This is a genomic window from Sanguibacter sp. TS_SC_8 (assembly GCF_055361235.1).
Window position 1 is genome coordinate 83,134 of record NZ_CM143955.1, and the last position, 13,801, is coordinate 96,934.

Consider the following 13,801-nt stretch of genomic DNA (forward strand, 5'->3'; position numbering starts at 1 on the left):
GCCGACCCTCCCACCGGGGCCCTCACCTGCGCTGGGCGGCCTGCAGGCGGGCGTACCTGCCGCCGGCCTGCAGCAGCTCCTCGTGCGGTCCGACCTCGACGATGCGACCACCCTCGAGCACGACGATCCGGTCCGCGTCCCGGATGGTCGAGAGGCGGTGCGCCACGACGAGCGTCGTGCGTCCCTGCATGAGCCGGTCGAGGGCGCTCTGCACGAGGGCCTCCGACTCGGAGTCCAGCGCGGAGGTCGCCTCGTCGAGCAGGAGCACCCGCGGGTCGCGGACCAGTGCGCGGGCGATCGCGATCCGCTGTCGCTGGCCGCCCGAGAGGCGGGCGCCCCGCTCACCGACGACGGTGTCCCAGCCCTCGGGCAGGGAGTCGACCATGTCGGCCGCGTTCGCGTCCTGGAGCGCCTGCCGCACGCGCGCGTCGGAGACGTCGGTGAGCCCGTAGGTCACGTTGTCCCGGATCGAGCCTTCGAAGAGCACGGACTCCTGGGGGACGACGGAGACGTACTGGCGGAACGTACGGAGGTCGAGGGTCGCCGCGTCCACCCCGTCGATGAGCATCCGTCCGCTGGTCGGCCGCACGAAGCCGAGGGTGAGGTTGAGCATGGTGGACTTGCCCGACCCGGACGACCCCACGAAGGCGACCGTCTCTCCCGCCGCGATCGTCAGGCCCACCCCGTCCAGCGCCCGGACGGCGGACCCTGGGTAGCAGTAGCCCACGTCGTCGAAGGTGAGGACGCCGGTCACCGAGGTGACGGGGTCCTTGCCCTCGTTCTCCTCCAGGTCGGGCTCGGTGAGGACCTCGGCGACCGACCGCACCGACTCCAGGCCCTTGTACGCGATCGGCAGGACCATGAGCACCTGGGTGATGCCACCGGTCATCAGGCCGAAGTACGCCGACATCTGCACCACCTCGCCGGGGGAGATCTCGACGCGCCCGGTGACGGAGGCCCACGCCGCGGCGACCAGGCACCCCACGCTGAGGATCTGGAGCACGACCCAGGACAACGACTGGAACCGTCCGTTGAGCAGGTCGAGCTCGTAGCCGGAGGTGCGGACGCCCTCTGCGCCCTCCGCGATCCGTGCCCGTGCCGTCGCCTCGAGGCCGTGGGCGCGGGTGATCGGCAGCAGGGTGGCCATCTCACCGACCCGGGTGGCGAAGCTCTCGACGTCGTGCCGGAACACCTCGTTCCGCACCCGCGACCGGCGGGCGAGCGTCGACCGCAGGAGCACCGCGAGCGGGATGGTCAGTGCGTACACCGGCAGGAACTGCGGCACCGACACCGCGGTCATGACGATCGCACCGATGACCACCATCGTCTGCGCCATCACCGGATGGGTCACCTGCGCCAGCATGAGCTCGATGTTCTCGACGTCGCGCACGACCTTCGTCTGCACGAGTGAGGAGGACGTCCGGGTGTGATACCCGATCGACAGGCTCTGCAGGCGGTCCGTCAGGGCGTTGCGGAGGTCGGCGCCCACCTGGCGGACGGCTCCCAGGTAGAGCTTGGTGTAGAGGACGTGCGTCGGGTAGTTCTGCAGGAGTGCGACGCACGCGACCGCGGCCCACAGCCCCAGGTCACGCGTCGGTCCGCCGGCCACGACGATGTCGATGACATGGGCTGTCATGACCGGCATCAGCCACTGCGGGGAGTCCTTGATCGGGAACAGCGCCAGCGCGCCCAGCACGCGCCGGCGGTGCCGGGAGAGCAGTCGGAGCACGGTGCGGAAGGGATGGAGGCCGTCGATCTCGGCGTAGCGGGGGCGTGGTTCGCCGGTTGTCGGGGGGTGGGGCATGCGTGCTCCGGAGGGTTTCACGGACCGCCTCTCTGCGGTGTGCGGACGTCGCTCGGGCCTCGGTGAGCGGCCCCGTCCGGTCGTGGGTGTAAGTCTAACCATTGGACGAACGCGTATGACCGGAGGTCAGGCTGCGTGAAGACCGTGAACAAAATGTGACCTCGAGGGGTTCCCAGTACTTCTTCTAAGGGTTAGGCTTTCCCTCGTACCAGCTTGAGACTGCCGCTCACGATGCCGTGACGGCGCAACTTTGACCGCAGAGAGGCGGAGACGAAGATGAGCTCGACCAGAACCCGTGGGGCACAGGCTTGGATCGCAGGAGTCGCGGCACTGAGCGTGCTGTCGCTCGCAGCGTGCAGCTCGGACGGCGCGGAGAGCGCCGACGGCACGACCCAGCTCGACATGGTCGTGTGGGGCGGCGACACCGACAAGGCCGCCTACCAGGCGCGCATCGACATGTTCGAGGCGTCGCAGGACAAGGTGACCGTCAAGCTGCAGCTCATCCCGAGCGAGCAGTACGAGCAGAAGGTCCAGACCATGATCGCCAGCGGCGACGGTCCGGACATCATGCAGGTGGCTGAGGGCGTGAACATCTACTCGTCCAAGAACCAGATCATCCCGCTCGACGACCTCATCGAGTCCTCCGGCCTCGACCTCACCGAGCGTTTCGGCCCGGTCGGGGAGCTGTACTCCTACGAGGAGAGCGTCTATGCGATCCCGGACCGCTCCGGCGCGATGATCCTCTACTACAACAAGGACCTCTTCGACGCTGCCGGGGTGGAGTACCCGACCGCCGAGTGGACCACCGAGGACGCGCAGGCCGCGATGGAGAAGCTCACCATCCCCGCCGACAAGCAGTGGGGCTACGGCGGCGCCGGATGGTGGGCCCAGTGGTGGAGCTTCGCCTACCAGAACGGTGGCGAGATGATCAGCGCCGAGGGTGTCCCCACGGTGGACTCACCCGAGGTGGTCGAGGCCCTGCAGTGGGCGAACGACCTCACGTACAAGTACCACGTCAGCCCGACGACGGCCGAGTACGCCGACATGGGCCCGGACATGGGCGGCGACCCGGCGTTCGCCGCGCAGACGGTCGCCATGAACACGACCGGTTTCTGGGGCGTCGCCACGCTCCTCGAGGCCGACTTCAACTGGGACATCGCCCCGATGTGGCAGGGCGCGGAGCAGGCAGTCTCGGCCTTCGGGTCCGGGCTGGCCATCTCGCGTGACAGCGACAAGTCCGAGCAGGCCTTCGAGGCCATCGACTTCCTCACCGACGCCGAGGCCCAGAAGGTCATCATCGACAAGGCCCAGGACGTGCCCGCCAACCTCGCGGTGCAGCAGTCCGACGCGTTCCTCAAGCCGTCGTGGGCGACCCGCGAGGTCAACATGGCAGCCTTCGGGGAGTCGGCCGAGTTCATCTTCACCGCACCGCTCATCCCGGAGTGGAACGAGATGCAGGCTGCCTTCACCGACAACCTCGGAACCTTCTGGAACCAGGGCGGTGACGCACAGGCTCAGCTGACCCTCATCCAGAAGCAGCTCGAGTCCATCATCGAGCCGACGAACTGATGGCTGCGATCGTCGGAGAAGCGCTCGGCGCGGCGCGGGCCACGAGCCCGCGCCGCGCCTGGCGGCGCGGCACCCCTCGCCCCAAGCTGACCAAGCGGGGTCGGAGCGAGGCTCGGGCCTTCTGGTTGTTCATCTCCCCCTGGGTCATCGGGTTCGTCGGATTCCTGCTCGGCCCGATGATCGCCTCCATCTACATCTCCCTGACCGAGTGGGACTCCTTCACCCCGGCCGAGTTCGTCGGGCTGGACAACTACGTCAAGGCGCTGACCGACGACCCGATCTTCTGGAAGGCCCTCGGCAACACCTTCTTCTACGCCCTCGTCTCCGTCCCCCTGGGCATGATCATCGGCGTGTGGCTGGCGAACCTGCTGAACAAGAAGATCCGCGGCCGCAAGTTCTTCCGGACGATGATCTACCTGCCCACGCTCGTGCCGCTGGTCGCCACGGCGATGGTCTTCAAGATGGTGCTCGCACCGTCCGGCCCGCTCAACGACCTGCTCGGCATCCTCGGCGTCCAGGGTCCGGACTGGCTCCTCGACCCGAACTGGGTCAAGCCTGCGCTCGTGGTGCTCTCCGCCTGGGGTGCCGGTGGCGCGACCGTGCTGCTGCTGTCCGCGATGAACGGCATCCCGCGGGAGTTCTACGAGGCGGCAGAGATCGACGGCGCCGGACCGGTGCGCCAGTTCTGGGCGATCACCTTCCCGCAGATCACGCCGATCATCTTCTTCAACCTCATCATGGGCCTGATCGGCGCGTTCCAGATCTTCAGTCAGGTCTACATCCTCACCGCCGGCGGTCCCGACAACGCCAGCATGACCATGGTGCCGCTGCTCTTCCGTGAGGCGTTCTCCTTCTACCACTTCGGATACGCGTCAGCGATCGCCTGGCTGCTCTTCGTCGTGATCATCGGATTCACCGCGATCGCCTTCCGGACGTCGCGCAGCTGGGTGTTCTACGAGACGGAGGTGCGCTGATGAGTGTCACGACGAAGGTGCCCCTGAGCACCGAGACGGACACCGAGAAGCCCACCCGGGGACTCACCATCGCGCGCACGCTCAAGGCGCACCGCCCCACCTTCTCCAGCTACACCGTGCTGATCATCGTGTCGGCGATCTTCTTCGTCCCGTTCATCCTCATGTTCTCGATCGCCCTGGCGAGCGACCAGACGAGCGCCTCGAACCAGTTCACGATCATCCCGACCGAGTTCAAGTGGTCGAACTTCTCCCAGGTGTTCACCGCCACCGGGCTCCCGGTGGACCGGTTCCTGCTCAACTCGGTGATCATCGCCACGCTGTCCGCGGTCGGTCAGGTGCTCTCGTCGTCCCTCGTCGGCTACGCCTTCGCCCGGCTGCGGGCGCCGGGGAAGAGCTTCATGTTCATCGTCGTGCTCGCCACGATGATGATCCCCGCGCAGATCACCATGATCCCGCAGTTCCTGCTGTTCAAGGAGCTCGGCTGGGTGAACACCTTCCTGCCGCTGATCATCCCGAACTTCTTCTCCAACGCCTTCAACGTCTTCCTCGTGCGTCAGTTCGTCTCGAGGATCAACGGTGAGCTCGACGAGGCCGCGCAGGTGGACGGGCTCGGGTACTTCGGCATCTACCGCCGGATCATCCTGCCGATGATGTGGCCGATCCTCACGGCGATCGCGATCTTCACGCTGACCGCCTCCTGGGGCGACTTCATGGGTCCGCTCATCTACCTCAACCAGGAAGACATGATGCCGCTGGCCCTGGGCCTGCAGTACATGACCTCGACGAGCAACGCGCTGCAGCTGCCGCCATGGAACCTCGTCATGGTCGGCTCGATCATCCTCACGGTGCCGATGATCACCATCTACTACATCGGCCAGAAGTACCTCTATGAAATGAACGTCTCCGGCGGAAGTGCAGGTGTGAAGTGACGACCCAGGTGGTTGACAGCGTGCGGCTCACCCCCGCGGGCATCGTGCTCGACGGCGAGGAGCAGGTGCTGCTGTGCGCCTCGTTGTTCTACTTCCGCATGCCGCGCGAGGTCTGGGCGTCTCGCCTGGCCCGCATCCGTGAGTCCGGGTACCAGGTCATCGACGTCTACCTGCCGTGGAACTTCCACGAGCTGGCGCCGGGGGAGTGGGACTTCTCCGGCCGGCGCGACGTCGGCGTTTTCCTCGACCTCGCCCATGAGGCGGGGCTGGCTGTCATCGCTCGGCCGGGCCCGTACATCTGCTCCGAGTGGGACGGCGGCGCGCTGCCGGCCTGGCTGACGCTCACCGACGGGCTCGAGGTGCGTCAGGGGGAGCCCCGGTACCTCGCCGAGGTGGGTCGGTGGTTTGACCAGGTGCTGCCGCTGCTCGCACAGCGCCAGTACGGGCGGGGCGGGGCGGTCATCGCCGTCCAGCTCGAGAACGAGCTGGACTTCTTCGACACCGTGGACCGCACCGGGTACATCACGGCGCTGCGGGACATGGTGGTCGGGCACGGGATCACGGTTCCGCTCGTCGCGTGCGCCGGCCAGGGAGACCTGGTCGGCGCCACCGGCGGCGTGGCCGGGGTGGTGCCGGCGTTCAACTTCTATCCCGATGACACCTCCGCCTTCGTCGAGCCGGAGGTCCGCCGCTACACCGAGCTGCTGGCCGCCCAGGGGCTGCCGCTGCTGGTGACCGAGACCAACCGGGCCCACGTGACGCTGCGCCGCCTGCTGGTCAGCGGGGCCCGGGTGCTCGCCCCCTATCTCCAGGCCTCCGGGTACAACTTCGGGTACGTCCCGTCGACGGGGAACTGGGGCGACCCGGGTGGCTTCATGAGCCACGACTACGACTTCGGTGGCTACCTGTCACCCACCGGCGAACCCCGGCCGGAGATGGCCCAGGCCCGGGCGCTGACCGCGGTCGTGCGGACGCTCGGCACCCGCCTGGCCCACTCCGTCACCGGGGCGGCCGACGGCGAGTACCGCACGACGGCGCCCACGAGCGACTCACCGTCCCGGCTGGAGCTGGCCGGTGGCGGCTCGCTGACCGGCGTCACCAACCTGGGTGAGGTGTGGTCGGAGGCGACGCTGTCGGCCGCGGGCGCGCTGGGTGGGGTCACCGTGCCGCTCCCGCCGCGGTCGTGCACCTTCGTGCTCCGCGACCTGCCGCTGGACGGCTTCGGTCTGCCCGGCACCCTGCTCCTGGCCACCGGCGACCTCGTCGCCGCGGGTACCGACGGCATCGAGCTCGTCGCAGCGGGCGCCGGTGTCGTGGCGTTCCGCGCGCCGGGATCGGAGGTCACGCTCGTCGAGCTGGCCGCGCCCGCACCCGGGGAGCCCGTCCACCACGTCGTCTCAGCCGGGGCGACGTCGTGGACCGTCCGCGTGCGCCACCCGGACGACCTTGCCGTCGGCCCGGTACCGGACCCCCGCGCCGTGCCGGTCGAACCGGCCCGCCTGGCCCGCCTGGACCGGATCGACCTGCCGCTGCGCAGCGGACCGATCTCCGTGCACGGCCTCGCACCGGCCTCGGAGGCGGTGGGGGTGTACCGCGGCCGCACGCACTACACGGCCGACGCGTCCGGCGTCGCCGAGCTCCTCATCGAGGGCGCCGGCGACATCGTGGACCTCAGCCTGGACGGGCGGGCGCTGGCGACCTTCGCACGGTTCGGCGCGACGCAGGTCGTCCCCGTGGCCGGCACCACCCTCCTGGACGCGACCGTGGAGACCTGGGGGCACGCCAACTTCGACGACGTGCGCCTGCCCGGCCTGCGCATCGGGTCGCTGCGCGGCCTGGGCCACGTGTGGTCGGTGACCGCCCGGCGGGACGTCTCCGCCCTGTGGACCGTCGACGGGGGCACCCAGTGGGCCGGCGACCCGGCACCGCTGCGATCCCTGGGCGGGTGGAGCAGCACCCGCGTGGGGCGGCCGATCACCTACCGTCAGGCCTTCGCGCCCGACGGCGGCCACGACCGCGTGCTGCACCTCGAGGGACTGTCCCGTCCGGTGGACGTGTCCGTCGACGGCGTCGTGCACCTTGTCACCCCGCAGGACCCGTGGCTGCACCTGGCCCCGGGCGAGGGACGCGAGGTCGCGGTGACCGTGCCGTACGAGTCGGGTGTGCTGGGCGGCGCCTGGCTGCTGCACCTCGAGGCGGTCCGGGACTGGACCGTCCAGGCGCAGTCCGACCGCGAGATCCTCGCGCTCGCTGACCAGCCGGCGACCGCCACCGCGACGACCTTCCCGCTCGTGCTCGCCCCCGGTGAGGAGGCCTGGCTCGAGGTCGCCGTGCCCGACGGCGGGTGCTCCGTCCGCTTCGAGGGAACCCAGCTCCGGGTGAGTGCCTTCGCCCACGGTGAGCTGCTCGGACGGGTCTGGCTCGACGACCCGTCCCGGCCCCGTTTCACGGGCGGCGACCCGTCCCGTGTCTGGCTGCCTGCTGACTGGAATGATGGGACAATACGACTCCATGTGCACGCAACGGCAGGGAACGGCACCCCTTCCCTCGCCGCCGTGCTGGTGCTGCCGAGTCAGGAGTAGAGATGGCCGAGCGGAGGAGGACGTCCCGCGACATCCGGAGCGAGTCGCGGTTGGACGTGCTCCACGCCCTGCTGTCCCTCGGGCAGTCGAACCGTAACGAGCTGGCCCGGACGACCGGGCTGAGCCCGGCGACCGTCGCCACGGTCGCGACCGAGCTCATCGCGGAAGGGCTCGTGGAGGAGGCCGGGCAGCTGCTCGGCACGACCGGGCGGCCGACGACCACGCTGCGGATCAACCGGTCGCGTGGGCGCATCGCGGGGATCGACGTCGCGGAGACCTACGTCAGCAGCCGACTCTTCGACGCCAGCCTGGCGCAGGTGAGCTCGGTGGACGTGGCGCTGGACGAGCGCCGGATCTCGAGCGAGTACGTCGTCGACGGCATCGTGGAGTCGCTCACCGCGGCGACCGAGGAAGCCGGCGTCGAGCTGGCGAGCCTGCTGGGAGTGGGCCTCGCGCTGCCCGGGCTGGTCCACGCCCGGGCGGGTGTGGCCGGCTCGCCGGCGGCCCGCGGCTCCTGGAACAGACCCGATCTGCTCGCCCTCGTGCGCGAGCGGATCGGGCTGCCCCTGGTCGTGGACAACCCGCTCAAGGCGATCGCGACCGCCGAGCTGTGGATGGGCCCGGTGCGCAACGCCGCCAGCCTGGTGACCATCAACCTGGGCACCGGTGTCGGGGCGGGCATCGTGCTCGACGGGCGGGTCCTGCGCGGGGCCACCAACAACGCGGGGGAGTGGGGCCACTCGCTCCTCGTCTACGAGGGACGCGGGTGCCGCTGCGGCCGTCGCGGGTGCGTCGAGGCCTACGTCGGGGTGCCGGGCATCCAGGAGACGCTGCGCGAGGTCGACCCCACACACCCCCTGGTGACCATCGAGCGGCAGCGTGACTTCATCTCGGCGCTGGCAAGCGCGGCGTCCCAGCCTGAGCCCGACCCGGCGGTCCGGGAGACCGTGGACCGGACCTGTCGGTACCTCGGGTCCGCGCTCGCGGACCTGGTGGCGATCATCAATCCGGAGGTGGTCATGCTCACCGGGTGGACCGCCTGGGCGCTCGGGGACCACCTGCTGCCCGGCACGACGGCGCAGCTGACGTCGCAGGCGCCGGTCGACGCCGCAGCCGGTCTCACGGTCGGCATCTCGACGGTCCGCGGCAACTCGGTCGCCATCGGGATGGCCACGATGGCCTTCGAGCGGTTCCTCGGTGACGTGGGGCTGGTGACCCGGGCACCGGTCGCGTTCTGACCTGTCCACCGGGCGCATCGGGCGCCAGGCTGGAAGACTGCGTGACCATGAGTACGTCGTCGAGCAGACCACACTGGGCCGCGCGGTGGGAGTCCCGCTTCGACCGCGGGCTCGCCCGAGCGCTACGAGGTCGCGGGTGGAGCCCGCGCGTGGAGCCGTACACGGGGTACGGGCTCGCGTCCGGCGCGGAGCCTGGATGGGTCCGGGTGCTGGCCCGGGTGATGCTCGCCCCCGACACGCCCGACGCCGGAGCGCAGGCCGGGGACCCCACCGCCCTCGAGGAGGACTCCGCGCCCCAGCCCCGGCGGCGCCGGTCCCGCACGAAGACGCCCGAGGCGATGCACGCCGTGCGCGGGTGGCGCAGCTTCCTCACCGCACAGCTGCCGTGGCCGACCGCCCAGGTGGTCGTGGACGGCACGGTGCACGAGGTCCGCGGCGACCGCGGCGGCTACATCGACGTGACCCTCCCCTCGAGCCTGGGGGAGGGGTGGCACGACGTCGAGATCGTCCCGGACGGCGGGCCGGGGGTGCAGGCCCCGGTCCGGGTGATCTCCACCCACCCGAGCACCGGTCTCGTGAGCGACGTCGACGACACCGCGATGGTGACCATGCTGCCGCGTCCGTTGACGGCGATCTGGAACCTTCTCGTGCTCAACGAGGACGCCCGGCGCCCGGTCCCGGGGATGGCGGAGCTGTACGCGGAGCTGGGGGGTCTGGACACCGCGATGCCGGTGGTCTACCTGTCCACCAACGCCTGGAACGTCGCGCCCGCGCTGCGCCGGTTCCTCGCCCATCACCGCTTCCCGGCCGGGCCGCTGCTGCTCACCGACTGGGGACCGACGAACACGGGATGGTTCCGCAGCGGCCCCGAGCACAAGCGCCGGGCCCTCGAGCGCCTCTCGACCGAGCTCCCGCACGTGCGGTGGCTCCTGGTGGGCGACGACGGCCAGCACGACCCGCAGATCTACCGCGACTTCGCCCGGGAGCACCCGGACACGGTGCGCGCCGTCGTCATCCGTGAGCTGTCCCCGGGGGAGCACGTGCTCGCCCACGGTGCACCGACCCCCGTCGACGCCGCGCGGCCCGACGGCGGGACGGTCGCCGGGACAGCCGTCCCGGAGGTCCGCGGCCCCGACGGGCAGACGATCGCCCGTCGCCTGCGCGCCGCCACCGTCCTCCCCCCACCCCGCTGAGCGCCCTTCCCCTCCGCCGAGCGCCCTCGCCGAGCGCCCCCACCCCGCTGAGTGCGGTCGAACGGCTGCCCAATGTCCGGTGTGGGCAGCCGTTTGCCCGCACTCAGCGGGGGTGGGTGGAGGGGATGGGGGAGGATGGAGGGATGAAGATCTCCGGTCGGTCCCAGGTCCCGGCGTTCGCGGTCATGGAGGTGCTCGCCGCCGCGAACGCGCTGCGCGACGCGGGCCGTTCTGTGCTCAACCTGTGCGCCGGCGAACCGGCCACGGGCGCCTCGGAGGCGGTCCGCCGTCGGGCGATCGACCTGCTCACCGGTGGCGACCTCGGCTACACCGAGGCGATGGGCGCCCCCGCGCTGCGCCAGGCGATCGCCGACCACTACGCCCGCTGGTACGACGTCGACATCTCACCCGCCCAGGTCGCGGTGACCACCGGGTCCTCGGGCGGCTTCATGCTCGCCTTCCTGGCCGCCTTCGACGCGGGGGACCGCGTCGCGCTGGCTCGCCCGGGCTACCCCGCCTACCGCAACATCCTCACCGCCCTGGGGTGCGAGGTCGTCGAGCTCGACTGCGGCCCCGAGACCCGGTACCAGCCGACCGTCTCCCAGCTGCAGCAGGCCTACTACGAGGGCGGCCTCGACGGTCTCATCGTGGCGAGCCCCGCCAACCCGACCGGGACGATGATCCCCGCCGACGAGCTCGCGACGCTCGCGGCCTGGTGCGAGGAGTTCGACGTCCGCCTCATCAGCGACGAGATCTACCACGGCATCAGCTACGACGCCGACGGCGCCCCCGCCCCGGGAGCGGGCGCCGCGACCGCCGCGGCGTACCTGGGCAGCGGGGCCGTCGTGGTCAACTCCTTCTCCAAGTACTGGGCGATGACCGGCTGGCGCCTGGGCTGGTTGCTGCTCCCCGACGACCTCGTGGCCCCGGTCGACGCGCTCGCCGGCAACGTCGCACTGTGCCCGCCGGCCCTCGCCCAGCACGCCGGCATCGCCGCGTTCAGCGCGGAGGGCTACGGTGCCGCACGGGCGAACGTCGAGGAGTACGCCACCTCCCGGCGGCTCGTCCTCGACCGCCTGGACGAGCTCGGCTGGGGACCGGTCGCCCCGGCCGACGGCGCGTTCTACGTCTACGCCGACATCTCCCGCTCCGGCCTCGACTCGATCACCTGGTGCGCGCGGCTGCTCGCCGAGACGGGTGTGGCGCTCACGCCGGGCACCGACTTCGACGCCGTGCGCGGCAGGGACTGGGTCCGGTTGTCGTTCGCGGCCGCGCCCGCCGTCGTCGCCGAGGCGGTCGACCGGATCGTGGCGTGGCAGAGGACACTGGGCTAGGCCGACGTCCGGATCAACGAGCCATCTCAAGGACGACGAAGAACCAGATGGAGAAGGCGATCATCAGGCCGATCTCGATGTAGCCGAGGATGAGTCCGGCCATCGCCATCCCGTTGCCCTGCTGACGGGTGCGGCGAATCTGGCTGCGCGCGATGTGGCCGAAGACGACAGCAAGAACGCTCATGCCGACGATGCCGAGGACCATGGAAGCAATGGCCATGGGGTTCGTCTCTGCGGTCGGATGGAGGACCGGCTGTCCGGGCGGCATGGTCTGACCCGCGGCGATGGCCTGCTGACGGCTCAGTTCGCGGTGGTCGAGGATGGTGGTGCGCCGAGCTCTAGCTGCCCGGTTCAGCGCAGGAATAGCAGCGACCCAGACCACCGCAACGATGGCCAGGGGCACAGCGATGAGGTACGCCCCTGGGAGGTGCAGGACCTTGTCGAGGATGAGGACCATCGCGATGTAGGACACCGGGGCTGCCAGCAAGGCCAGGTAGGTCAGACGTTCTCTACTGCGCAACGTCATCCAGCCCCCGGCGGCCAGCGTGACGATGAGGGTGCCACTGCCGAACGGGGTGAGGATGTTGCCGATAACCGGGAGGATGAACCACAGGACGGCCACGAGGGCCAGTGACCCAAACCATGCCATCGAGCGCGCCGTGCGCCGTGAATGTGCAAGCACGGGTGGTGATGCTGTCTCGCTGATCATCGCCGGCGCTCCGTCATGGTTGGGGGGGGGGGGGCGTCATCTGTGCTTTCCTCAGGTCACCTGAGCGAGCACATCAAGTCGGCCTGCTCGACCACGAATCGATGCGCGCACGAGTAGAATTGCAGAAGCACATACCCGCGTCAAGGAACTATTCAGGTCCTGTCGGGTGAATGGTCACCGGCTGGCCATGGGCGCAATTCCGGCTCATCGGTCCGATGCAGAGCGGTGAGGATCCGCGACCACGAGGTCTCGTTGCGACCCCGACAGCAGAGGAGCCTTGCGTGTCCGCGTCCCACCTCCCGCAGGCAGATCGCCACGATGACGCGGGCATCGCGTGAGGGCGGGGCGCTCCGCCCCGCTCAGCCGGGCGGAGCTGCTTGCGGCAGCGCCCACGTCGCGCCTCAGGGCAATCGCGGTCACCGCAGGCTGCGCCCTCGTCGTCGGGCTGCTGCTCGGGGGGTGGACGGTCGCCCGCGCCGAGCACGCGCGGCAGGCCGTCGGCGAGACGCATGCGGTGCAGGAGCTCGCGCAGGAGCTCGCCCTCGAGCAGGAGCGGGCCGGCGACCCGGGCGACCAGCCCGACGCCGGTCAGCCGCGTGTCATCGCCGTGGCCCCGTCGCCTGCGCCCTACTACGCATGGCAGGTCACGAGGCTCACGCTGGCCGCGCTGGTCGTCGCCTTCGCGGTGATGGTCGCGATCCTGGGGGTCGCGGCTCGCGTCTCGCTCTGGTGGGGGAGCAGCACCCCGGAACGGGACGTGGACCGGAGGGCTGACATCCGCGACTCGGTCGTGGTGATCGGCGGCCTGGTGGTGGCGGTCGCTTCGACGGCGGTCGTGGACCTCTTCCTCGAGCCCGAGCGACCCGCCGTGGGCACCGCGGTCGTGAGCACGTCGGGGGCGGAGTGACCGGCTCTGCCCGGTAGGCTTGGTCCCACAACCACATACAGCGCCGCTCGAACCTTGGTGGGAGAGCCCTGACGGGCAGCTCGCCGACCACACGACGTCAGGCGCCGAAGGAGCAAACCCTCCCCGGGAAACTCTCAGGCACCCGTACCGCCGAGGTGAGGCAACTCTGGACAGCAGGCGCGCGTGTCAAGCACCCGGCCGTCATGGCCGACGTCGGCTGGCGCGCGCCTCACCGAAGGGGCAAGCCCGCACACCCTGCGCGGGCCAAACTCTCAGGTCGACCGGACGTCCCACAGGCGTCCACACGGTCAGATGACAGATGGGGAGGGTCCACGCACGCGGCGCCGAGCCGCGCCGCACCCGACCTCCAGGAGCTTGTCGTGACCACCACCGCACCAGACCACACCCAGGCCCACGAGGGCGACGTCTTCGTCGATCGCCACATCGGCCCCCGGGACGGGTCCGCCGGCTCCCACGACGACGTCGCGGTCATGCTGGACCACCTCGGCTACCCGAGCGTCGACGCCCTCATCGACGCCGCCGTCCCCGCCTCGACGGACCC

The 13,801-nt window shown here is 70.3% G+C and carries 11 protein-coding genes and 1 riboswitch; of the genes, 8 read left to right on the forward strand and 3 right to left on the reverse strand.

Features of this window, described 5'->3' with window-relative positions; translation table 11 throughout:
- Positions 1-22: 22 nt before the first annotated feature.
- Positions 23-1,804 carry an ABC transporter ATP-binding protein gene (locus ACWA15_RS00350; protein WP_464057222.1) on the reverse strand — a complete coding sequence of 594 codons (1,782 nt, stop codon included), beginning with the start codon at positions 1,802-1,804 and terminating at the stop codon, positions 23-25.
- A 276-nt stretch (positions 1,805-2,080) separates the two neighbouring features.
- Here ACWA15_RS00350 and ACWA15_RS00355 point away from each other — a divergent pair, with 276 nt between their 5' ends.
- The 7 genes from ACWA15_RS00355 to ACWA15_RS00385 all read left to right on the forward strand — a co-directional run bounded on the left by ACWA15_RS00355 (position 2,081) and on the right by ACWA15_RS00385 (position 11,623).
- A complete protein-coding gene (locus tag ACWA15_RS00355; RefSeq protein WP_464057224.1) occupies positions 2,081-3,373 on the forward strand; it encodes an ABC transporter substrate-binding protein in 1,293 nt (430 codons plus the stop codon).
- Positions 3,373-4,347, forward strand: a complete 975-nt coding sequence (locus tag ACWA15_RS00360; protein ID WP_464057227.1) for a carbohydrate ABC transporter permease — start codon at positions 3,373-3,375, stop codon at positions 4,345-4,347. Before ACWA15_RS00355 ends, ACWA15_RS00360 begins: the two co-directional genes overlap by 1 nt.
- Positions 4,347-5,276 carry a carbohydrate ABC transporter permease gene (locus ACWA15_RS00365; protein ID WP_464057229.1) on the forward strand — a complete coding sequence of 310 codons (930 nt, stop codon included), beginning with the start codon at positions 4,347-4,349 and terminating at the stop codon, positions 5,274-5,276. Before ACWA15_RS00360 ends, ACWA15_RS00365 begins: the two co-directional genes overlap by 1 nt.
- Before the next feature lie 20 nt (positions 5,277-5,296).
- Positions 5,297-7,858, forward strand: a complete 2,562-nt coding sequence (locus ACWA15_RS00370; RefSeq protein WP_464057231.1) for a beta-galactosidase — start codon at positions 5,297-5,299, stop codon at positions 7,856-7,858.
- Positions 7,859-7,860: 2 nt separating this feature from the next.
- Positions 7,861-9,096, forward strand: a complete 1,236-nt coding sequence (locus ACWA15_RS00375) for an ROK family protein (protein WP_464057233.1) — start codon at positions 7,861-7,863, stop codon at positions 9,094-9,096.
- Positions 9,097-9,245: 149 nt separating this feature from the next.
- On the forward strand, positions 9,246-10,289 hold the full coding sequence (locus ACWA15_RS00380) for an App1 family protein (RefSeq protein ID WP_464057234.1): 1,044 nt from the start codon (positions 9,246-9,248) through the stop codon (positions 10,287-10,289).
- 143 nt (positions 10,290-10,432) lie between these two features.
- Positions 10,433-11,623 (forward strand): aminotransferase class I/II-fold pyridoxal phosphate-dependent enzyme, encoded by a 1,191-nt coding sequence (locus ACWA15_RS00385; RefSeq protein ID WP_464057235.1) that lies wholly within the window; start codon positions 10,433-10,435, stop codon positions 11,621-11,623.
- Between the two features lie 13 nt (positions 11,624-11,636).
- On the opposite strand, the gene ACWA15_RS00390 is transcribed toward ACWA15_RS00385, so the two are convergent.
- Positions 11,637-12,332 carry a DUF4190 domain-containing protein gene (locus ACWA15_RS00390; protein WP_464057236.1) on the reverse strand — a complete coding sequence of 232 codons (696 nt, stop codon included), beginning with the start codon at positions 12,330-12,332 and terminating at the stop codon, positions 11,637-11,639.
- Between the two features lie 334 nt (positions 12,333-12,666).
- Between ACWA15_RS00390 and ACWA15_RS00395 the strand changes: the two genes are divergently transcribed.
- A complete protein-coding gene (locus ACWA15_RS00395) occupies positions 12,667-13,239 on the forward strand; it encodes a hypothetical protein (RefSeq protein WP_464057237.1) in 573 nt (190 codons plus the stop codon).
- Positions 13,240-13,287: 48 nt separating this feature from the next.
- Positions 13,288-13,399, forward strand: a riboswitch (glycine riboswitch).
- A 148-nt stretch (positions 13,400-13,547) separates the two neighbouring features.
- Here ACWA15_RS00395 and ACWA15_RS00400 read toward each other — a convergent pair.
- Positions 13,548-13,742 carry a hypothetical protein gene (locus tag ACWA15_RS00400; RefSeq protein WP_464059559.1) on the reverse strand — a complete coding sequence of 65 codons (195 nt, stop codon included), beginning with the start codon at positions 13,740-13,742 and terminating at the stop codon, positions 13,548-13,550.
- Between the last annotated feature and the right edge of the window lie 59 nt (positions 13,743-13,801).

Coding starts and splice junctions, on each gene's coding strand:
- ACWA15_RS00350 (WP_464057222.1), bottom strand. CDS start 1,804: ATGCCCCACCCCCCGACAACCGGCGAACCACGCCCCCGCTACGCCGAG.
- ACWA15_RS00355 (WP_464057224.1), top strand. CDS start 2,081: ATGAGCTCGACCAGAACCCGTGGGGCACAGGCTTGGATCGCAGGAGTC.
- ACWA15_RS00360 (WP_464057227.1), top strand. CDS start 3,373: ATGGCTGCGATCGTCGGAGAAGCGCTCGGCGCGGCGCGGGCCACGAGC.
- ACWA15_RS00365 (WP_464057229.1), top strand. CDS start 4,347: ATGAGTGTCACGACGAAGGTGCCCCTGAGCACCGAGACGGACACCGAG.
- ACWA15_RS00375 (WP_464057233.1), top strand. CDS start 7,861: ATGGCCGAGCGGAGGAGGACGTCCCGCGACATCCGGAGCGAGTCGCGG.
- ACWA15_RS00385 (WP_464057235.1), top strand. CDS start 10,433: ATGAAGATCTCCGGTCGGTCCCAGGTCCCGGCGTTCGCGGTCATGGAG.
- ACWA15_RS00390 (WP_464057236.1), bottom strand. CDS start 12,332: ATGATCAGCGAGACAGCATCACCACCCGTGCTTGCACATTCACGGCGC.